General features: G+C 38.9%; 19 protein-coding genes and 2 CRISPR repeat arrays. Of the genes, 7 read left to right on the top strand and 12 right to left on the bottom strand.

The window, feature by feature from the left end:
• Window positions 1-130 precede the first annotated feature (130 nt).
• From RT761_RS09335 to RT761_RS09320, 4 genes are all read right to left on the bottom strand, one after another.
• Complete coding sequence (locus RT761_RS09335) at window positions 131-778, bottom strand: M48 family metallopeptidase (protein ID WP_218111152.1); 648 nt, start codon at window positions 776-778, stop codon at window positions 131-133.
• 530 nt (window positions 779-1,308) lie between these two features.
• Window positions 1,309-2,625 (bottom strand): acyltransferase, encoded by a 1,317-nt coding sequence (locus RT761_RS09330; protein ID WP_218111151.1) that lies wholly within the window; start codon window positions 2,623-2,625, stop codon window positions 1,309-1,311.
• Between the two features lie 42 nt (window positions 2,626-2,667).
• Window positions 2,668-2,955: a DUF3795 domain-containing protein gene (locus tag RT761_RS09325; protein ID WP_218111150.1), complete on the bottom strand. Its 288-nt coding sequence runs from the start codon at window positions 2,953-2,955 to the stop codon at window positions 2,668-2,670.
• A gap of 20 nt (window positions 2,956-2,975) precedes the next feature.
• Window positions 2,976-3,335, bottom strand: a complete 360-nt coding sequence (locus tag RT761_RS09320; protein ID WP_218111149.1) for a cupin domain-containing protein — start codon at window positions 3,333-3,335, stop codon at window positions 2,976-2,978.
• Window positions 3,336-3,843: 508 nt separating this feature from the next.
• Here RT761_RS09320 and RT761_RS14295 point away from each other — a divergent pair.
• The 4 genes from RT761_RS14295 to RT761_RS09300 all read left to right on the top strand — a co-directional run bounded on the left by RT761_RS14295 (window position 3,844) and on the right by RT761_RS09300 (window position 7,026).
• The gene (locus RT761_RS14295) at window positions 3,844-4,764 is read left to right on the top strand and encodes an HD domain-containing protein (RefSeq protein WP_218111148.1); all 921 of its coding nucleotides are present in this window, start codon (window positions 3,844-3,846) and stop codon (window positions 4,762-4,764) included.
• Window positions 4,765-4,788: 24 nt separating this feature from the next.
• The gene (locus RT761_RS14290; RefSeq protein WP_218111147.1) at window positions 4,789-5,073 is read left to right on the top strand and encodes an HD domain-containing protein; all 285 of its coding nucleotides are present in this window, start codon (window positions 4,789-4,791) and stop codon (window positions 5,071-5,073) included.
• Window positions 5,074-5,408: 335 nt separating this feature from the next.
• A complete protein-coding gene (locus tag RT761_RS09305) occupies window positions 5,409-5,726 on the top strand; it encodes a DUF6506 family protein (RefSeq protein ID WP_218111146.1) in 318 nt (105 codons plus the stop codon).
• Window positions 5,727-5,886: 160 nt separating this feature from the next.
• Window positions 5,887-7,026: a M28 family metallopeptidase gene (locus tag RT761_RS09300; RefSeq protein ID WP_218111145.1), complete on the top strand. Its 1,140-nt coding sequence runs from the start codon at window positions 5,887-5,889 to the stop codon at window positions 7,024-7,026.
• A 507-nt stretch (window positions 7,027-7,533) separates the two neighbouring features.
• Here the strand turns inward: RT761_RS09300 and RT761_RS09295 are convergent.
• Together RT761_RS09295 and RT761_RS09290 are read right to left on the bottom strand one after the other, a co-directional pair.
• Window positions 7,534-8,562, bottom strand: a complete 1,029-nt coding sequence (locus tag RT761_RS09295) for a right-handed parallel beta-helix repeat-containing protein (protein ID WP_218111144.1) — start codon at window positions 8,560-8,562, stop codon at window positions 7,534-7,536.
• 38 nt (window positions 8,563-8,600) lie between these two features.
• Complete coding sequence (locus RT761_RS09290; RefSeq protein WP_218111143.1) at window positions 8,601-9,398, bottom strand: tetratricopeptide repeat protein; 798 nt, start codon at window positions 9,396-9,398, stop codon at window positions 8,601-8,603.
• Between the two features lie 1,115 nt (window positions 9,399-10,513).
• Here RT761_RS09290 and RT761_RS09285 point away from each other — a divergent pair.
• From RT761_RS09285 to RT761_RS09275, 3 genes are all read left to right on the top strand, one after another.
• Window positions 10,514-12,298, top strand: a complete 1,785-nt coding sequence (locus tag RT761_RS09285; RefSeq protein WP_218111142.1) for a TIGR03768 family metallophosphoesterase — start codon at window positions 10,514-10,516, stop codon at window positions 12,296-12,298.
• A 122-nt stretch (window positions 12,299-12,420) separates the two neighbouring features.
• Complete coding sequence (locus tag RT761_RS09280) at window positions 12,421-12,789, top strand: hypothetical protein (RefSeq protein WP_218111141.1); 369 nt, start codon at window positions 12,421-12,423, stop codon at window positions 12,787-12,789.
• Between the two features lie 147 nt (window positions 12,790-12,936).
• Window positions 12,937-13,416, top strand: a complete 480-nt coding sequence (locus tag RT761_RS09275) for a YbaK/EbsC family protein (RefSeq protein WP_218111140.1) — start codon at window positions 12,937-12,939, stop codon at window positions 13,414-13,416.
• A gap of 81 nt (window positions 13,417-13,497) precedes the next feature.
• Here the strand turns inward: RT761_RS09275 and RT761_RS09270 are convergent, their stop codons facing one another.
• The 6 genes from RT761_RS09270 to cas1b form a co-directional block, all read right to left on the bottom strand.
• A complete protein-coding gene (locus tag RT761_RS09270) occupies window positions 13,498-14,079 on the bottom strand; it encodes a GNAT family N-acetyltransferase (protein WP_218111139.1) in 582 nt (193 codons plus the stop codon).
• Window positions 14,080-14,276: 197 nt separating this feature from the next.
• A complete protein-coding gene (locus tag RT761_RS09265; protein WP_218111138.1) occupies window positions 14,277-14,459 on the bottom strand; it encodes a hypothetical protein in 183 nt (60 codons plus the stop codon).
• A gap of 20 nt (window positions 14,460-14,479) precedes the next feature.
• A CRISPR array of direct repeats spans window positions 14,480-16,374; the repeat unit is 30 nt; unit sequence GTTTCAATTCCTTATAGGTAGGCTACAAAC.
• A gap of 387 nt (window positions 16,375-16,761) precedes the next feature.
• Complete coding sequence (gene istB / locus RT761_RS09260) at window positions 16,762-17,505, bottom strand: IS21-like element helper ATPase IstB (RefSeq protein ID WP_218110943.1); 744 nt, start codon at window positions 17,503-17,505, stop codon at window positions 16,762-16,764.
• On the bottom strand, window positions 17,498-19,051 hold the full coding sequence (gene istA, locus RT761_RS09255; RefSeq protein ID WP_218110944.1) for an IS21 family transposase: 1,554 nt from the start codon (window positions 19,049-19,051) through the stop codon (window positions 17,498-17,500). The genes istB and istA overlap by 8 nt, the downstream gene beginning before the upstream one ends.
• 174 nt (window positions 19,052-19,225) lie before the next feature.
• A CRISPR array of direct repeats spans window positions 19,226-20,323; the repeat unit is 30 nt; unit sequence GTTTCAATTCCTTATAGGTAGGCTACAAAC.
• A gap of 277 nt (window positions 20,324-20,600) precedes the next feature.
• The gene (gene cas2, locus RT761_RS09250) at window positions 20,601-20,864 is read right to left on the bottom strand and encodes a CRISPR-associated endonuclease Cas2 (protein WP_218111137.1); all 264 of its coding nucleotides are present in this window, start codon (window positions 20,862-20,864) and stop codon (window positions 20,601-20,603) included.
• A gap of 5 nt (window positions 20,865-20,869) precedes the next feature.
• Window positions 20,870-21,862, bottom strand: a complete 993-nt coding sequence (cas1b, locus tag RT761_RS09245) for a type I-B CRISPR-associated endonuclease Cas1b (RefSeq protein ID WP_218111136.1) — start codon at window positions 21,860-21,862, stop codon at window positions 20,870-20,872.
• Window positions 21,863-21,880 lie beyond the last annotated feature (18 nt).

Here is a 21,880-nt window from a genome sequence, read left to right as displayed (position 1 = left end):
CTCCCTTTGTCATTAATTATATCTTATTCAAACAATAACGATAAAAGTTGTCATCCTGAATCCTAACTCAGGTTAATTGTAGCGACATGCCACGGCATGTCGAACCTTTCGTTCTCATCTTCATCTAGTTTCAAGAAAGAAGAGACTCATTTCCCTGATTTAACTCTTTCTTATACTTCCTCCATTGCGGCATAAAACCATCCATATACGCTTTAAAACTGCTGTTGTGTTTTGGTTCTAAAAGATGAACCAACTCATGGACAATCACATATTCCAAGCAATGGTCTGGTTTTTTAGCCAGTTCCAAATTCAACCAAACCCGCCGAAGCTTGATGGAACAAGATCCCCATCGGGTTTTCATCTGTTTGATTCGACATTCCTTTGCCTCGACTCCAATGATTTTCTCCCATTTTTTTACGAGCTCTGGAATCCTTAATTTTAAATGTTCTCTATACCAATCGCTTATGACTTCTTTTCGCTTCTCCCGATCACTATCTCGTGATATCAAAAGATCGATATATTTTTGATCATGAATCATTACCTTTGGAAATCCTGCATAGTCAACAACCCGAAGCAGATAACTGCGACCAGCAAAATAATGGTTTTCACCGTTGATATATTCGTGTGGTGTTTCCTTTTTCTGTTGTAAGAATTTCGCTTGGTGTTTTTCAATCCAAGATAACTTTTGAAGAACAAATTTGCGGATGGTCTCAATATCCATTCGGAAAGGAGCGGAGACTTTCACTCTGCCATCAGGAGGAAGAATTCTCAAATGCATATTTTTTATATCTTTTTGGGTTAATTCTACTTCTACTTTCCCAATCTGAATACGCTGGCTCTTAACAGCTTTCTTAATAATCCAACCCTCATTTCTATCTTAATTTCAGAACCTTTATTTAAATAATAACATTATTCTTTCATTTTTATATTTTTTGTAAATATTTTAACCTGCATTCGTCTAAAATCTCTCTTCATACCACACAAAAATATGTGAACACGCAAGTTCACTCCTACAATTCAAATCCATTGAATTATCTTTTATTTAATTTTTTAGTTATCATTGTAAGGGCAGACCTCTGTGTCTGCCCTGATTGAATTTACCCCATTGTCTATCCATCAATTTCACCCGGCATCACTCCAAACGATTTCCCTTGGTTGGAATTTATTCGGATTATATTGGCAACAAATTGAATTTAGTTTGGCAATTGAAAAAATCTTTCCCTTTTCTCCTTTCATTCAAAAATCAGGACATGGCGCTAAATACTTACGAATAAATTGAAAGCTTGCATAAATGTCTCAAAAAAATAATCAGTTATATTGCTTCATTTCTTGAAACCAGGGATCGTCTTTTTTCATTTTACGAATCATACGAGCAGGAATCCCTGAAAAATAAACTTCTACTCCTCCTTTCGCAGGATGAGCAGGCCAGATAAGAACTTGATCAGAGAGATTATGGGGGATAATTGACACTGGCTTTCTAAAACCGAAGTCTAAATCATAAATATGAAACTTTGAAAAATTATTAATATAAAAAACTGTTGGTTTCTTTGAATACATTTCAGTGAAATCAAACGGCAATACTGGTAATTTGAGTTTCATTGCCTGGATACTCAAGGACACGATATTCCTCAGTTCTTCCAATGATGTTTCTCTAAGTGGTTGAAGTGTTCGATGAATAATACCCGTTATTTCTTCGAGGCTTGCTCCGGCTGAAAAATTTGGCGTTGCAACAATAGACGATGCATTCCCTACAAAAGTCGAGGGGATTTCAGTCAGACGATTGCGTAAATTTGCCACGGTTACCTGAACGCAGGTGGTTTTTTCGCTATGGTTAAACAGTTTCAGGAGCATTTTGGTAAGAAAGGCAGAAAGGGCAACATGTGTACTACAGGGAAAACTGACGTCAGTAGATATTTGCCGTTTTAGTTGGCTTAGCCCATCAGCAGAAAAATAAAAGGCATCAGTTCGCTCTTTTACGATACCGAACATAAAAGTGGGAAGAATTTTAAGAAAAGCTAATTTTGAGACTTTTTTCCAACCACGATTGAAAGCTGCTTTCTGTACCTCCTCCCTGGAAAGATTCATAGGAACATGAAACAATGACTGATCCAAAACCGGTTCAATGAAGTTTTCATTCTTACAGATTTGTCCCCAATTGTATAACATGGTATAAAAACTATCTCCATCCATACAGGCATGAGAGCATTTAATTCCCAAAACCGAGCCATCTTGTAACTTGGTGATCTTAACGCTTAGAGGGGCATCAATGCCTCGTCTTATCCTGGAAGGCTTTATATCCGAGGAAAAACGGTCAACGTCTTGCCCTTTTTTAAGTGCGTCTTTTAATAAAAGGTCAGGTTCACTGGTCACAGTAAATGGAACTCCATCATTGGTGAATTGGATACCGCTTTTATCTTTCATTCTTCCTGAAAGATGAGGATAGTAATAAAGAAGTTTCTTAAATCCTGCTTTCATGGTATCAACGTCCAACTGGACATCATATACCAAGGTTCCACGGATTATCATTGGAAAACAGGCCTGATCTAAAACCGAAAACTTCCACACAGCCGTCGGGCATTGATTCTCTTCGGCTCGAATGTATTCGGTAACTGGGTTTTTCTTCATGATCATGACCTCATTATACTTTGACTTCTTTAATTTTCCCTATCAATTTTTTAACCTGGTTACTCTTTCGACAAGTGATTTTTCATGTTGTTCATCGGATAGATTGGGATCCTTAAATTCTCTATAGGTTTTACAAGGAAGTTGAGGACATTGGCCACAGCCACTCAATTGGTTATCATTGATGGCACATCGAAATAAAGGACAAATTTTGTCCGGCATTTCTTTTGCCCAGAAGGTTGAACCTTTAACTGCATAACAACCTTGGCAATTTATCTTAAAATATTCACATTCATTACAAATCAAGCCACAAACCGATAATATTTGGTCCATAACATTTCCCTCCAATTTCATTATATCCAATCCAGATTATCTTGTGTTCTTTCATTCTTTACGTTACCCGTATTCAATGTTGATTTTGGTTCAAACAGCATAACATGAACCTCTTCTCCGGCAACCGGTAGATGTTCAATTCCTTTTGGAATGATGAAAAATTCTCCTTCCTCTAATTCAATATCTTTATTTCTCAGTTTTATAACCAGTTTTCCCTTGACTACATAGAACAGCTCATCTTCGTTATCATGATGATGCCACACAAACTCTCCTTTTAGTTTTGCGACCTTGATGTATAATTCATTCATTTCTCCTATAATTTTTGGACTCCATAACTGGTCGAATTTTTTCAATTTATCTTTTAAGTTCACTTTATCCATTTCATTTTCTCCTTCTTGTTAAATTCCCCTTTTTCTCCTATAGCATAGATTTTTTTCCTGAAAATATAACAATGAATAAATAATTAACGTCATCCTGAGCGGTGCATTCCCGCGTGAAGATCTCATCTGACGCAGCCGGCGTCATCCTGAGGCTTCGTTTTTCGAAGCCGTGAGGATCTCATCTTTTCATATATCAATTTTGGAAAAGATTTAAAAGGATGAGATTCTCACGTCGTCCGATAGAAAACACCGGACTTCTCAGAATTACAAATTAAGTGGTAGAGATTGCCACGTCGTCTAACCAAAAAAAAGTTAGCCTCCTCGCAATGACTGATTTGAGAATAAATTTTCATTGTTATTCAGTGCTGATAGACAGCATGAAAATCTATCCTTGCACCATTTCCCTTTTATCTTTTCAATACTATTTTCTTGATTATAATATAATTATTTCAAATGCCCACTTATCTGTGTTTTAAAAATTAGACTTTAGATTTAAAAGGAAGTACATATGAAGGGGATTATTACCAAAAGCTTAATCGAGAAGATATTTCAACCAGCCAGTTTACAGCGATGGAACGATCAGATTCGACCAATCGAATTTACTGAACTCGATAAACAAGCTCATAAGATGATCATTGCCTGGATTCTTGGAAAAATTGAGGAAGATGAAGAAGGCCAATTGATTAATTGGAGAAAAATGATTGAATACGGCATATTCCAATATTTTCAAAGGACCATCTTAACCGATCTAAAACCTCAAATTTATCATTCTCTATTGGCTCAAAATGAAGCCAGGAAAAAGCTGAATGATTTTGTTCAGAGAGAAATGGAGGAAAGTCTCACTCATCTTTCGGTGGATTTTTATAACAAGTTTATTCAATTCATATCATTTAACCCAGAAGATGAAGACTTGAACTCAATTGAGTTTAAACTGGTCAGTGCAGCTCATTTTTTGGCGACCCAATGGGAGTTCAACGTCATTGCTCATTTTAGTCCTCCCCTATTTGGTGTTGAATCAACAAGAGAGGAGATTCAATCTCAAGTTAACAAACACCTGGAAATTAAAAGCGTTAAAAAGATCCTCTACCTGGATAAAAATCTGAGAAATTTTATAGATCTTTGCGGACAGTTACGATTTCAAAGGAGATGGGCCCATATCGAGAGAATTCCAAAAACTTCGGTCTTGGGGCATATGTTGATTGTTGCCATGTTAAGTTACTTTCTTTCCTTATTTCTAGAACCTGATCCCTGTGCAAAGCGGATTTATAACAACTGGTATGGAGCGCTCTTCCATGACTTACCTGAGGTCCTTACCCGAGATATTATCTCTCCGGTAAAGAGAGCACTTGGTGAATTGGAAACTCTCATTAAAGAGGAAGAATCAGACCAAATAAGCAAAAAACTCAAGCCTCTGCTGAAAGAAGAATGATATGATGAAATTTTGTATTTCACCATGAATGAATTTGAAACCAAGATCCTGGATGAGAAGAAAAACATTCGCAATTTGGAAAACGAAATCATCCCAAATCAGTATAATTTCGATCAATACTCACCCATTGATGGAAAGCTCATAAAAACCTGTGATAAGATCGCTGCTTTCCTTGAGACCTACTTCTCCATCATAAATGGAGTTGCTTCACCCCAGCTTATCGAAGCAAAAGGAAAGTTATTTAACGAGTTAAAAGACAGAAAATTAGATGGAATAGACATTTTTTTAATCATCGATCTTTTTAGATGAGTCCTTCATGTCATTTTCATGGCATCAGATGAGGATGAAAATAGGTATCCCCCTCACCCCGATCCTCTCCCACCAAGGGGCGAGGGAAAAAAATAAATAAAAAGAATGAATTAGTTCCTTCTCCCTTGATGGGAGAAGGTGAGGATGAGGGTGAAAGATTAAGATTCTACATGCCATGGCATGTAGCTACATTAATTAAAGAATGGGCACAATGCAATGTGCCCCTACAATTATTTAATATTTGTAGGGGCTTGATTTATCATGCCCGTGGGTTTTCAGTGTAGATAAATATTATTATTAAACTATTGAAATTAAGCATTAAAAGGAGGTGCCTTATGGCTTTTAAGTCTTTATTCATAGCTCATGCTCCCGATGCAGATTGTGACAAACATAAAAGCACGATTGACACCGGAAAGATGAAACTTTTTATCGTTGTGGTGAAAAGCCAAGACGAAGCTGTTAAAATTGCCAAACATTTTTATGAAAAGGAAAAGATTGATGGTATAACACTCTGCCCAGGCTTTACCCATGGTGATGTGGCAGAGATATTCCGAACACTGGAAGGCAAAGTGTCGGTTAGCGTTGCCCGAGGAGATGGTCCAAGCAATCAAATTACACAGCCGGTATTACAAAAAGAATTCTTTAATAAGTAGGAAAGAACCGGCCTTTATCAAAGTAGGTTTGCCCATTTTTTACGAAATACCCTTACCGGCCAATTTAATAATTTATAAGCATCAAAAGCGCTTATTGTATTTTTTTCCTTTATTTGCCTGGTAATATAAAATATAACAGTAACTGAGGAAGGGGTTGAGGATGGATATAAATCCGGATAGTCAAACTGGAGCGATTAATATTACGCTTCAATTTTTGAAAAATCTGGGGGCACGTCCGGCTTGTTCGGTAAAAGAAAAGAGCTGCGCCCGGTGGATCAAGAAACAACTACTCAGTTTCGGATTCGAAGTTATCGAAGATGAGTTTCCATCATTAACAACCTATACCTGGCCTTATTTGTTAATCTGGATTGGTTTGATCCTTTCAGTAATTCTCATGAAAATATCGGCTCCAAGCGCTTTGGTTCTTTCAGTTTTCCTCACCATTGTCGAATACTTTGAAATGAACAGCTTTCCAGTTCTGACAACTTTGTTTAAGCGGAAGAAGTCGGTAAATATTATTGGGAAAAAGAGCCAAAAACCACAGATCATCCTTTTTTCTCATATCGATTCGGCCACCCCTTCAATATTTTTCGATCCTCGTTTTATCAGTGATCCCCACCTTTCGGTTCAGCTTACCATCTTTTCTTCGATAGCCATCTGTTGCCTCGCTTTATTGAATCTTATCTTTTCCTGGAACTTTTTATATATCCTATCCTGGATTCCCGCCGCCTATCTTATTCTACTCTCGGTGGGTCATATCCATCGTGAGTTTTTCATGGAGCCATCGCCTGGTGGAAATGATAACGGCAGTGGAGTCACCATCTGCCTTGAGGTAGCTCGTCGGTTAGCCAATGAAAACATTCCTTTTTGGGTAGTTTTTACTGGTTCAGAAGAATCGGGCACGAATGGTGCAATCGCTTTTGAGAAAAAATACCGCTCAGTCATTGGTGAATCTCTTATCTTGAATAGTGATAATTGTGGCGCTGGTCATTTAGTGGCTGCCTCTAAAGAAGGTATGTGGTCGGTTTTTCACTCCGACCGAAGGTTAATTGAACAGGTGAAGGAAGTTTCCCACAACTTATCCATATCCATCGATATCCGGCCTTATCTCGGGCTTTCTACCGACGCCACTCCCTTCCTGGCTCGTGGCTATCGGGCTCTTACCTTTATTGCTCTCAACAAAAAAGGCCTGCCGGTAAACTGGCATTGGAAGACCGATACCATTGATGCAGTAGAACCGGATAATTTGTTATCAACCAGCAACCTAATTTGTTCTTTGTTGCATAACAGCTCCAGATGAGGATGAAAATCCAAGATTCGACATGCCATGGCATGTCGCTACATTGATATAGAGACCGGTCACAATAAATTGTCGCCCCTACAATTTATTGATCTTTTGTAGGGGCTTGATTTATCATGTTCGTTCTCATTCCTTCATTGAGAGGAACGAAGTGACGTGGCAATCTCTACCATCCACTCCGTCATTGCGAGGAACGTAGTGACGTGGCAATCTCTACCACCCACTCCGTCATTGCGAGGAACGTAGTGACGTGGCAATCTCATCTTTTATTCATATTCCTTTCTCATTCTCTCAGAATAACCATTCCGAATATAAAGACAACCTCCATCGCAAAATACCACTCCTCCGAGGAGAGGAATTATATGGTATTATCACATAATAATGAGGGCAGACACGCAGGTCTGCCCCTACGAATATAAATAATATTGGAATATTAGGAGACAGTAAAAATTGATATATAGAAACCGTGGGGGCGAACCTAGATGTTCGCCCATGGCTTTTTAAAATTCAAGAATCAAGACCTGGCCCCAAGGTTCTGATAGTGAAAACGTTCATTTCAAAATAAACACTGGACCCATCTGTATTCAGTGCTCCTTGATGGGTATTTCCCGAATATAAGTTATTGGTTTCGGCGTGAGGCGGATCATTCATCCGCAGCCAGGAATCACCACGAGAATCTTTAACTATTGATTGTTTTGATACAAATATTCCACCACCGTATTGGGTTGCGGTGTTTTTATGGATATCATTTCCATAAATAACCGGCATGCTGTCAAGAATACATATCCCTGCTCCATTGGTTGCATCATTCCAGGAAATTTCATTGGAAACAATGTTGGGGCTGGAATTATAGCAAAGGACTCCGCCGCCGTGGCTATTATGGGTGGCACTATTTTCGCTAATGGTATTTTGAGAGATAACTGTTGACAATGAACCACCACAAAAAATCCCACCACCACCCTTAGCACTGTTTAAACCGATTTTATTCTGCCGGATAATCATTGAAGAAAATGAGCAATAAATACCTCCACCAATATCTGCGTTATTATTGAGTATAAAATTATACGATACAGTGGGAGATGATTGGATACAATAAATACCCCCACCATTTTTTGACCAATTGCCAATATTTGAACCACTGCCGTTTTGTATAGTAAATCCCTTTAAAACTGCATTATTGGTTTCTCCACTTTTAAATGTAACCACTGAACCCTTCTTTTGACCGTCGATGATGGTTTTTAAAAGAATTGTCGAACTCAAAGGATCGGTACTTTGAACTGTGATATTTTTCCCCTTATAATCGATATTCTCATAATAGATTCCGGGATAGACGATGATGATATCGCCTGGTATAGAAGCATCAATAGCAGCTTGAATGGTAGGAAATGAGGTACCTTGAGTCGAATTGTTCACTGGCAAGGTCGGGTTCTCTGGTGTTGGTGCTGGTGGTGGTATCGGAGAACATCCGGTTAAGAAAACAACAAACAGAATACCTAAAAAGAAATGATAAACGTCTTTTTTTAAACGATTGACCATTTAAAATTCTCCCTCCTTGATAAGAAAAACACTCAATTTTACCTAGTTATTACATCAAGAAGTTCTTGGCCTTTACTGCTATCTAAATTTTTGAGGATATTATATTGTTCCATAGCGGAGGTCTTGTCTCCAAGCCATACATAGACGACACCCAGTTCTAAATGGGCATCGGCGAAATCCGGTTTTAATTGAATGACTTTTAAATGAGCATCCTTGGCTTCTTGAAATCGGTTCAGCCAACTTAAGGCAACTCCAAGGTAAAAATAAGCATATTCCTGGTTTGGATCGAGAGAGATCGCTACCCTTAACATTTTAATTGCATCTTCATATCTTTTTAATTTAATTTGAGATAAACCCATTGTTATATAAGCATCTGCATAATCAGGTTTTAATTGAACAGCTTCCTGGGAATATTGAATCGAATCTTCATATCGCTCCAACCAAGTATAGACATCAGCTAGCTCTTTATAAGCATAAAAATCTTGAGGATTTAATCGGATGGCTTCTTTGAGCGCTTGTTCGGCTTCGGGAAAGCGATAAAGCCAACTATTGGTAATCCCCAGGTAATAAAACGCAATTTGATAATCGGGCTGTATTTTAATAGCTTCTTGAAAGGCTTGAGCTGCTTCTTCATACTTTTTCTGTTCAAAGTAACTTAAACCTTGAGCATAAAATTCCTTCGCTTTGTTATCAATATTTGAGGATGACTTTGGTGTAGGTGATTGATTCATTTGAAGAGGCGGTAGTTGTTCCTGGGCATAAATAGGAGTCATGGCAAAAAACAAAGTAATGAATAAAACAAAAATAAACAGATGTTTCAAAATCCTTTTATTCATAAAATAACCCCTCCTCGGCAAAAGTACAACATCTTCTTTTATTATACATTTCTTTTAAGAACAAAAAGCATGAACTGGCAGCTTGAATAATAAATTATTACTATTTATAAAGAGATTTTTTATAATTTTCAGAATTGAACTCCATGCTGGTTCGCAAAACCTGGTTAGCAGGAAAAAATCGAAAATGAATTGACGGAAAGCGTCGAGGGGATGAGAGGGAGAAAAAGATGAGATCCTCACGCCCTCGAAAAGCGAGGGCTCAGGATGACAGATTAAAGGCACCCTCCCCGCTGCGATACAATTCCCCTCCAAGGAGGGGAATTGTTGTATTTATTCCCCCATTGATGGGGAATTCAGGGGTGCGTGCCTTTTTCTTTTTTGATCACTATTTACATATTCGGTTATTTACAGAGTAAACCATCATACCTCCCAGCACCGCCAGATAAGGATGAAAATACCTATCTAAATCCGTCATTGCGAGGAACGTAGTGACGTGGCAATCTCATCCACCCACTCCGTCATTGCGAGAAGCGTCTTATGCGACGTGGCAATCTCATCTTTTATTCATATTCCTTTCTCCTATTCTCAGGATAACCATACAAAAAATATAGACATCCTCACAGTAGCGAAGCGCCACCTCTACTAGGAGAGGAATTACCTGGTGTTCTCTCATAATAATGAAAGCAGATACCCAGGTCTGCCCCTATGAATATAAATAATATTGGAACATTAGGAGACAGTAAAAATTGATATATAGAAACCGTGGGGGCGAACCTAGATGTTCGCCCATGGCTTTTTAAAATTCGAGAATCAAGACCTGGCCCCAAGATTTTCCTTAATTCGGGTTTCTGCTATAATTTGAATCATCAGACACCTCTCTTTTTTGGTTTTGTCGGGTTGTCTATCTTGCCCTATGTCATGCATACCAAAAAGGAGGGGTATTTTTTATTTGATAAATCAATAGAATCAAGAGTTTCAGCCTATTTTATGTCCTGAAAAAACTGAGAAGTTTATAAAAAGGTTATAAGAATGATGGGATAGAATTGATTGTTTGGGGTTTCGTTTTAACCTTTCTCATTATTCTCTACTCACTACATCTACAAAGGAGACGTTTCATGAAACCGTTTTTTGTAAACAAAAAGTTCTGCTTAGCCTTATTAATGGGCATGTTGATTTTCTCTTTACCAGGGTATTCTAAAGCTACTGTCAAAGATCAACAACAGCCCACAGGCTACCCGATTGCATCCGATGTTCAAACGACGACTCAAAGGACGATCGTGCCGGAGCCGACCCCAACGACTGCTATCAATCTCTGGGAGATTTCTAAATACAGTCAGTATGGCTATGGCAACTGGACGTATGGCCCGGGGCTCCCCTACAACAAGCGACTTGATCTCATGCCAGCGTCCTACAGTGGTTCAGCCGTCACCAGAATAATGAAGCTTTTAAATTTCTTTACCATCTCGGATATCCATATCACCGATAAGGAATCCCCCAACCAGTTGATTTATATTCAACGCCTGCATCCCAATTTGCCGATAGGGACTTCTCTGTGTTCAGGGGTTATGCTCTATACCACGCATGTGCTCGATGCCGCCATCCAAACCGTCAACGCCCTGCATAAGCAGAATCCCCTGGACTTCGGTATTTCTCTGGGTGACGCTATCAACTCCACGCAATACAATGAACTTCGCTGGTATATCGATGTCATCGACGGCAAGGTCATTACACCCAGTTCCGGCGCCCATCTGGGAGCCGAAACCATTGATTATCAGAAGCCTTACCAGGCGGCGGGGCTCGACAAGTCGATCCCCTGGTATCAAACACTGGGCAACCACGATCATTTCTGGATGGGTTCCATCCCCGTAGACTACAGCCTGCGCAAGGATCTTCGACAGTCCTACGTAGCCGATGAAGTCTTCGCTACGGGTGATGTACTCCGTGATCCCCGAGAAATTAACAACCGGGATTATTATGTCGGTGTGTTTGACGGCTCAACGCCTTACGGGAATATCAAATATGCGGGACCTGTCAAGGATTTTAAGACGCCTCCGAAAGTTGCAGCTGATCCTGACCGACGTTCACTTTTAAGAACTGAGTGGATGCAGGAATTCTTCAATACATCAACTCTACCTATCGGTCACGGTTTCAATCTGACAGATGTCGAAAATGGCTTTGCCTGTTATAGTTTTGTCCCGAAATCGAACATTCCGCTCAAGGTGATCGTTCTGGACAATACCCAGCAGGAAGACAGCGGCTCTGTCGATATTCATGGGCACGGCTTTCTTGATTCGGCTCGGTGGGACTGGCTTAAAAAAGAACTGGCTGACGGTTCTGCTGCGGGACAACTCATGATCATTGCTGCGCACGTTCCGATTGGTGTCGAAGTGACAGCACCCAATTCCGAAATGGGCTGGTGGACGGATCCACAAAATGCCGTCACCCTGCCGGATCTGATTGCGGAGCTTCAAAGCCACCCGAATTTTATCATGTGGATAGCCGGACATCGTCATCTGAATACCGTGAAAGCCTTTGTGTCGCCTGATCCTGTAGGTGCACCGGAGAAAGGTTTCTGGCAGGTGGAAACGTCGTCGCTTCGGGACTTCCCACAGCAATTTCGTACCTTCGAAATCTATCTCAACAGCGATGCCACCATTTCCATTATGATCACCAACGTTGACCCGGCAGTCCTTGAAGGAACGCCAGCCGCAACCTCCCGTAAATACGCTATCGCAGCAGCACAGATTGCTGGAACCTGGGATACGTTGACCAATTGGAACCCAACCAATGATCCCACCGTGGAACTCATGCCAACCGGGTCGTACAATGCGGAACTTGTGACACCCTTGAGCCCAGCCATGAGAAAAATGTTACAGAATATCGAAACAACACAGCGGTAAATTCTTACTTAAATGCAGGGAATGGTCTTATCACTTCCATGGTTGTTCATAACCTTTCCCTGCATTACATTGAAGCCTGATCGTTCGATAAATTACTCGCTTCCCCCCCCGGTTCACACAACATGCCTATCATAGAGGATAAAGGGCCGGATAAAGCAGTACTCTCTCTTTTTTTCTCCAGTTTCAAAGGCTTGGTGGGAAGGGTCTTAATTCTTGAATTTTTAAAAAGCTGTGAAATTGGTGAATTGGAACGGATGGAATTTCTTACGTCGCACATTACGCTCCTCAGTATGACGGAGATGGTTAAAACGGTATTAGATTGGCATTTTCATTGTCATGTGGTGATTAGAGGCTTTCATTTTCATTTACTGCTGGAAGTAGTGTGTCGTTCTATTCTTCTTATTGATAACTTAGGCTGGTTATTTAAAAATCCTTATTCTCTTCAAATTCAAATGGTCCTTTCTCTTCTCAAATTCTCTAGAAAACCCTAAAATAGTCAAATGTTGGATAATACATTGTGATAAACTGAAGAAAGAGGTAGGACGATTCAAGTTAACTGGAAAGAAATCTGAAGCTAATTTAGTTAGAAATATACACACTGATAATATATATTGATCAGCTTCTAAGGAGTGAATTTTATGCAGGATAACTTAAAGAAAAAGGCGGAAATCGTACAAACTGTTTTGAATGAATTTGGAGTTGAATTGAATGTGGTTCAGTTAGCAGCATCAACTCGTTCTGCGCAAGAAGCCGCAGCTGCAGTAGGCTGTACCTTGGGTCAAATTGCGAAATCATTGGTTTTTAAAGGAGCAAACTCGCAAAAACCTATCCTGATTATTGCTAGCGGAATGAATCGGGTAAACGAAAAAGCCGTTGTGGTAGTGATCAAGGAAAAACTGCAAAAAGCCGACGCTGACTTTGTTTTAGAACAAACCGGCTTCTCCATTGGAGGTGTCCCACCTGTTGGACATAAAAATCCGATTCCTATCTATATCGATCAAGACTTAATGCAATTCGAAGAAATCTGGGCTGCAGCCGGAACTCCCAATGCGGTTTTTAAGCTCACTCCGAAAATCTTAGTCGAAATCACTAAAGGTAAGATTATTAGTATTAAGTAACCAAATTTGGATCAATGTTTAATTTAGAAAATGTAAAAATGACATTAATTGTTAAATTTATATAGGAGAAAAGGCATTTCTTCATTTTTTATTTTCTTGATTTCTCTTGTCGACTAAACCCTTAATGAGTTTCGATTTATATTCTTTTTCCAGGATGTCCATTATAATTTGGTCAAATTTTTGTCCGGCTATTTGTTTTGCTTCCCGAAGCCTCCCAACTTCCTTAAATCCTACTTCTTGATAACATTTGATGGCTGGCTTATTGTAGGAATATACCTTCAAATTAATATTATGCAGGTTCAATATATTAAAGCCAAAATCCAGCAATAATTCTATGGCTTCTGCTCCATAACCTTTCCCCCAATAATCCTTGTTACCAATGAATATTCCCATTTCGGCAGTATGGTTGATAAAGTCGATATGGGTGAAGCCAATATTACCGATGAGCTCATCTTTTTTTAACTCCACAATGGCGAAATTATATTCCGCTCGGGATAGTTTCTCCAGAATTTCTTTTTCTTGTTCGGGCGTCATCAGGGCACTGGCAAAGGTTACTCCTAAGGATACATCAATGTCGTTTATCCATTTGGTATAAATCTCATAATCTTGAAGATTCAAAGGTGAAAGATAACACTTTTCTCCCAGCAGTTTTTTAAAATACACCCAATCCCCCTCCTTCCCCTAAATAATAACTCAATCACCGCTATCAAGTCCTTTAAAAGCTAAAAATTTTAGATCGATGGATAATCATATTATGGCAATTTTACCCTGATCTTGTTTTAATTATACTTAAAACGAATGTTGAATTTATATCTTTTTTTTCTCAATCCTGGTTCTTTTCCCCCTAGCATAATTATTATTTATAAATTTTCAACGCTCACCTCTCCCTCGACACCATTGGCAGACTCCGCTCCCATTACACCAGATGCAGGGATCATCACTGGGCTTTCCATATCCTGGATAGTTTTTCTTACCCGATCCTTTACAGTGGTTACAGCGACCAGTTCCATTGCATTGATCACATTTTCTTGCCATTCTTTCACCTCATTTCATAATAATTGAGGTTTCAATTCCTTATAGGTAGGCTACAAACAACCCTCAATTTGAACGGGCAATCCTTTATTGGATTGTTTCAATTCCTTATAGGTAGGCTACAAACAGAAAAATCCATCGAGCAATTACGCCAGAAATGGCAGTTTCAATTCCTTATAGGTAGGCTACAAACTCCCACAATTTTTCTCCTTCACGTAGATCTTTAATATGTTTCAATTCCTTATAGATAGGCTACAAACATAGAAAAGAAGAATAGTAACAATACAAAAAACTAAGTTTCAATTCCTTATAGGTAGGCTACAAACACGTCTATGGGAAGGTAAGGCAATGGCTGATTGACAGTTTCAATTCCTTATAGGTAGGCTACAAACCTCCGTCCGTTGCCTTCATCCATATTCTGATAATAGTTTCAATTCCTTATAGGTAGGCTACAAACTTGCCGTGGTACGAAGCACGATAAACAGCGAGGCAGGTTTCAATTCCTTATAGGTAGGCTACAAACGATCTGATCTTGATAAAATAGGATTTGCTAAGCTGAGTTTCAATTCCTTATAGGTAGGCTACAAACGTTCAGCGCACAAATAGTCTTATTATTGATATAGTCAGTTTCAATTCCTTATAGGTAGGCTACAAACGGATAATTAAGAAAATCCCCTTCCGAGGAGATTGTGAGTTTCAATTCCTTATAGGTAGGCTACAAACGGCCTTTGCTCTTTCGATCTCATCCATTTCGCTTTGGTTTCAATTCCTTATAGGTAGGCTACAAACTTTAACCCCTTTTTGCACATATATTTGTCCAGTTCGAGTTTCAATTCCTTATAGGTAGGCTACAAACTCGGTGTCTATCCAAGAGTTAAGCTGCGGATATTGCCTGTTTCAATTCCTTATAGGTAGGCTACAAACATTATTCGTCTCCTTCTCAAAACAACGGCGGTCGAAGTTTCAATTCCTTATAGGTAGGCTACAAACAAAAAAGAAGAAACCTGGCAGGAAGAAACCTATAACGGTTTCAATTCCTTATAGGTAGGCTACAAACCCGCTTCTGGTGCGACGTCTTGAATGGGTTTGGTTTGTTTCAATTCCTTATAGGTAGGCTACAAACCTGGAAGAGTTTGAATATTATTATGCCAAGGTATTTTGTTTCAATTCCTTATAGGTAGGCTACAAACAATTTTCTTAAGTAAAAATAAATATCACGGCTAATCTGTTTCAATTCCTTATAGGTAGGCTACAAACTCCAATCTTGCTAAAGCAACTCTGTGAAGCTTACAAAAGTTTCAATTCCTTATAGGTAGGCTACAAACGTAATCGATTGACCATTTCCGGTATGGGGTCATTCAAGGTTTCAATTCCTTATAGGTAGGCTACAAACAATGATGAAACATTTTATACCATTGACAACGGAAAACGGTTTCAATTCCTTATAGGTAGGCTACAAACATCCTAATACCCCCATATGGTTAATCATCATACCGTAGTTTCAATTCCTTATAGGTAGGCTACAAACAAAAAATGGGAATTGAAGTTAGTTGGGAAGGTGGAGAGTTTCAATTCCTTATAGGTAGGCTACAAACTCTGTAATCTGTTTTTGGATGTATGACAATGACACTGTTTCAATTCCTTATAGGTAGGCTACAAACGAGATAGCCGACACGCTTGATGATGATGGTCTTGAGTTTCAATTCCTTATAGGTAGGCTACAAACAAGCAAAAGAATTATTTCAGGAACAGGAAAAATTTATGTTTCAATTCCTTATAGGTAGGCTACAAACGCAAGGGATATTGGCATTTTGTCGGTTGTTTTAGCCGGTTTCAATTCCTTATAGGTAGGCTACAAACTTTTAGAGTATCAAAATTTTTTTGATACTCTATTAAGTTTCAATTCCTTATAGGTAGGCTACAAACTTAGTTGTCATTTTATTCCACTGTTTATTGTCTTATGATAAACCCAGTAGTATGATGTTTTAGACCCATCGAGTGCACCAAATAAATCCACTAGGTGCATACGTTAACTCCATAGCTATATATGACGGTTTAAATGAACCACAATAGCTATAAGCCCACTTTTCCGAATCATGAGTTTTACTGTTCTGAGAATAGTACTCTTTGATGGGTAGTTTGAAGGAACAAGATTAAGATTTCTATAGAACACCAGATGCCGAGGCTGTGGAGAGCGTGAACAACGTGTTTTGGTCGTCCACGAAGCGGAGGGTTGTCCACAAGAGGTCGGTACTATCCATCAGCCTCTTTAACCGGCAGACATAAATACACTCTTAATTACTTAGTTCTGGCTCAATTTTTAATCCCATGTCGTTCCCTCATTGACACTTTGCCGTCAATAAGGATGGTATAGGAATCATGGACAATACGATCAAGAATGGCATCTGCTAGTGTATCTTCGCCGATCTTTTCATGCCACCCACGTGGAGCAAATTGGGTGCAAAAAATAGTAGAAGCATTCTGATGTCTTGCTTCAACGATCTCAAGGAGATCCATTGCCTGGGTGTCTTTAAGTGGAGTTAAGAGCCATTCATCCAAAATGAGTAAGCCAACCTTTTTGTACTTCTTCATCACCATCTGATAGACACCTTCACCTCGAGCCACTGCCAGTTCATCCAGAAGATCCGGTAGTCGGATATACTTAACGGTATAATAGTTGCGACAAGCCGCCATACCAAAAGCACAGGCAACATAAGATTTCCCGTTTCCAGAGGCACCCATGATGATGAGGTTGCGTTTCTCCTGGATGTAAGCGCACCCAGATAGCCGTAGGATTTGTGCCTTATCTAGTTTCCTGTCGGCATGGTATTCAATATCTTCAATGCTAGCCTGAGGATAGCGGAAATCTGCTTTTTTAATGAGATGGAGCAGTTTATTGCTTCTGCGTTTAGCCCATTCCACATCAACAAGAATACCAACCCGTTCTTCAAACGATAGCTCCTGATATTTCTCATCAGACAGTTGGCGTTTGAAAGCATCCGCCATAGCGGAGAGTCGCATGTCATGCAGCTTGTTCATGGTCGTAGAATTAATCATTGTCTTTTCCTCCATAGTAGCCGGCACCCCGGACAAATCCGTAGATGTTGGGATTGTCTTTTGTCGCTTTTTGTCGATCTGATTGGACTGATATTCTATCCTGACCGGTTTTGAGGATGGTCTGGATGATTTTGAAACTCGGACTGGGCGTGTAACAAAGTGCCCGCTGGCACGCTTCTTCAAAGCGGGATAAAGAATACTTGTCAGCGAGTTTCATAAGCGATGTACAAGAACGGTAACCTTGTTTCTCAACTCTTGATGCTGACAAAAGAGCATTCACCACAATGACGGCATGAGGTCCAATGGAAGCAGCCCAATTCCTAAAATGATCAGCATTTACAGCCAGGTACTGTTTATGTTTCTCTGGCATGTGATCCGGTACCGTGACAATCTGGCCTTCCTGACCGCGAATCCGAATATGGGAAGCAATGCGATGATTGTGGTAAAAAACTTCAACAGTTTTGCTGGTTATACGTACCTCCACTTGATGCCGGATGTACTCATAGGGCACTGAGTAGTGATTTTTATCCACAATTATGTGATAATCGTACTGTACGGACGCCGTTGACCAGGTGGCAAGCTCGTATGGGGAAGTAGGCAAAGGCAAAAGCAGTGCTTTTTCCTCTTCTAGGAAGGCGCTTTTCCTGCTTCCCGGCTTCTTTTGAAAAGGTTTCTGGTTGAATTCTTCCAGCTTAAGACGGATGGCGCTATTCAGTTCGTGTAATGAAAAGAACTGTTGGTTTCGCAAAGAGGCAATGATCCAGGTGGAAATAATACCCACCGTACTTTCGGCATGGGGCTTGTCTTTGGGGCGCCTGACTCGGGCTGGAATGACTGCTGTCCCGTAATGCTCGGCCATTTCTTGATAGGTTCTATTAATCTTGGGATCTGGTCGAGAGGCTTTATCTACACTGGTTTTTAAATTGTCTGGCACGAGGATTCTGGCCACTCCACCAAAGTATTTGAACGCATGAACATGAGCATTGACCCAGCTTTCCATATCCATTGACAGGAAGGCTTCTACATAGGCATACTGGCTGCAAGATAGGCTCGCTACGAAGATATAGGCTGGAATAAGTTCACCGGTTAGATTATCAACAATAAAACCAGTCTTTCCAGCCCAGTCCACTTCCAGCATTTCACCGGGTTTGCGCTTAATGCGCATAGTGGCTTTGGTGGTATTGGCATACTTATGATAATACCGACAGAATTGGCTGTACATGAGTGGGATTTCACCATTGAAGCGGCATTGTTCATGGTACTCATGCCACAACAAACTTAAGGTGACACCACTTTTGGCCATTTCTTTATGAACATATTCGCAATCCGGTATTTTTCGATTGGACTGACTCCTTTTTTCCGGAAAAAGGAGTTCCTGAAGATCTGCATCCGACATGTTTTTATCGAAAGGCCATGAAATCTCATGCCTTTCTGCCCGTTCAACCACATTACGGATTGTGGTCCGTGAGCACTGGCAACTGGCAGCAATGCCACGTTGACTCACACCTTGGCTGTGAAGCCGAAGAATTTCTCGATACTTGATCATTTATTTGATCAGCCTCCTAATGAAGATTTACACTTTACAGTGTATTTCCTCATTATATGTCAGGTGGATCTCTCCATGACCAAGGTGGGCCTATTTGATACTCATGGTGGACCTTTTTGAGTATACGAGTGGGTCTATCCCAAAATATTACTCATCCACCACCTTTAATCTCATGTTTCAATTCCTTATAGGTAGGCTACAAACTAAATATCACGGCTAATCTTAAAACCATACAATTCAGTTTCAATTCCTTATAGGTAGGCTACAAACTCAAGCCGATGATTTACATGAGTTTTTAACAAACGTAGTTTCAATTCCTTATAGGTAGGCTACAAACAAATGCAATACTTCAACGTTTTTTCCAGAGAATACTTAGTTTCAATTCCTTATAGGTAGGCTACAAACTATTTTTTGAGTTGTTAGAGTTGCTAATGGATATTCCGTTTCAATTCCTTATAGGTAGGCTACAAACTTGAAAGTGAATCAAACACCCGCAATTCAATCGGATTGTTTCAATTCCTTATAGGTAGGCTACAAACAAAGACATTACAAGATTAGGACTCACCGGCATTTGCTTGTTTCAATTCCTTATAGGTAGGCTACAAACCGTCCATGTAAAATGACCGATCTAATGAGAATTCCTGTTTCAATTCCTTATAGGTAGGCTACAAACACTTCAACGTTTTTTCCAGAGAATATCTCCTAAAAAGTTTCAATTCCTTATAGGTAGGCTACAAACGAAGTACATCAGGATCAATGGCAGCACTAAAAAATTGTTTCAATTCCTTATAGGTAGGCTACAAACATATAGGATACAAGATATAAGCAATAATTACAGTAAGTTTCAATTCCTTATAGGTAGGCTACAAACAAAAATTAAAAATATTTTAAAATTGCCCGAAAACCCAAGTTTCAATTCCTTATAGGTAGGCTACAAACATGATAAACAGATACGCTATAAACTATATCGTATTTGGTTTCAATTCCTTATAGGTAGGCTACAAACAATTCGGATGAATTGAAAATATTTAATTCGTTGTCGGGTTTCAATTCCTTATAGGTAGGCTACAAACAGTTTATGATCCAATATATATTTTTTTAGCTCTTGTTGTTTCAATTCCTTATAGGTAGGCTACAAACTCCTGGATATCGATCCAGATACAAAATGCAGTGCTTGTTTCAATTCCTTATAGGTAGGCTACAAACACTTCAACGTTTTTTCCATAGAATATCTCCGGAAAAGTTTCAATTCCTTATAGGTAGGCTACAAACTCGCTCATTTGGCTCTATTATTATGCTCTCAAAATGCACCTTTATTTGTTATTTTATCAGATGTAGCTGTTTCATTTATTGAGGTATAAATCGATTTTTATCTTTACTAATAAGCTTTCCCGTTTTTTTGAGTGTTTAAAATTTATCTGTCGATCCCCTGGGAATTTTACATCATTGGAGGTCGACAGATAAATTTTATGTTCAATAATAAAATCACACATCTGTAAATTTAACCGTAAATTATTCTAATAATTTCTATGAGACGATAGATGTTGAATCATATGATTATCTCTTCTCCTCCTTTTTCTTTCCCAATAGTTTCGCGAAAACTGTAAAGAGTAGTTCGCAAACCATAAATAATTACGGAATCCTCTTCCTTTTTCATGTTTTTTTCTAACTCAGCTTTTAATTTAACAAAATTTGCTTTGGTAATTTCTCCTTCAAAAACCGAATTTTGAACCCAGTTTAAATACTTTCTACATATTTTAAGGATTCGTACTACCCGATTATCACAAATATCATAAACTACTATAATAAACATATTTTTTACCACCCACTAACATAAGGAGCATATTCTTTTTCACCCATGAGATGTTTTTCTAATTTATATAATTCTCGACGAATAATTCGGCTATAGGATACTTCATCTTTGGTCCCCGACAATTTAATAGTGGTTTTTAACCTTGTTTCATATTCTTGAATCAATAACTTACGTCCATCCTCATTTAAGACAACTCCATTTAGTTCTTTTAAAAAGTGTTTTGGTTTAAGCATCCTTTTGTTTAAGAGGTTAAAAATACATCGATCAACAATTATCGGTTTAAAAATTTCAGCGATATCTAAATTCAAGGTAAAACTACGAAAATTGGTGGTATGCAGATACCCAATTCTTGGATCAAGATGAGTTTGGTATATTTCTCGAAGCACTTCTACATACAATAATGAATTCCCGAAACTAATCAAGGCGTTCAAGGCATTTTCGGGTGGTCTTCTGCTTCTTTTTTCAAAAGAAAAATCGACATTTTCAGTTATTTGGTCAAAAGCTTGATAATAGGTATTCCGAATATTTCCTTCCAAACCAAGAAGAACGTTTACATCATCAGTTAAATGAGTTTTCTTTAGAATATCATTAATCACTACGATTACATCTTCAACTTCTTTTCCTCGTTTTTGATAATACTTTAGAACTCGAAGAATATTAAAAGTTGCTCCCTTAATAAATAATCTGGCTATTGATAAACGTTTCGTCATATCCATATAAAATTCAGCTTGTTTTAAAATCATATACCCTGAATTATAATGTTCACGAGGATAAAAGCTTCCAATGTAGTATCCATAATGATTAAAAAAATGGATGATTATTTCGGCTTGTGTTGTAAATTCAAGAAAACGTTTGTTTACATCTACTTCTCCGAAAATGAGAATTTCTGAAGTATTTTCAATGGGGATGAATTTTTTTCCCTGTTCATTTTCAAAATAAAGGGTGTTATCTTTTCTTTTTAATTCACCATTCTGAAATATATAAATCCGTTTTTTCATTATCCAATCCTCATGATA

Origin of the sequence: Atribacter laminatus (genome assembly GCF_015775515.1) — a bacterium.
GTDB classification, from domain to species: domain Bacteria; phylum Atribacterota; class Atribacteria; order Atribacterales; family Atribacteraceae; genus Atribacter; species Atribacter laminatus.
Note: the sequence above shows the minus strand (reverse complement) of the source record. Positions and strands in the feature narration are given on the sequence as shown.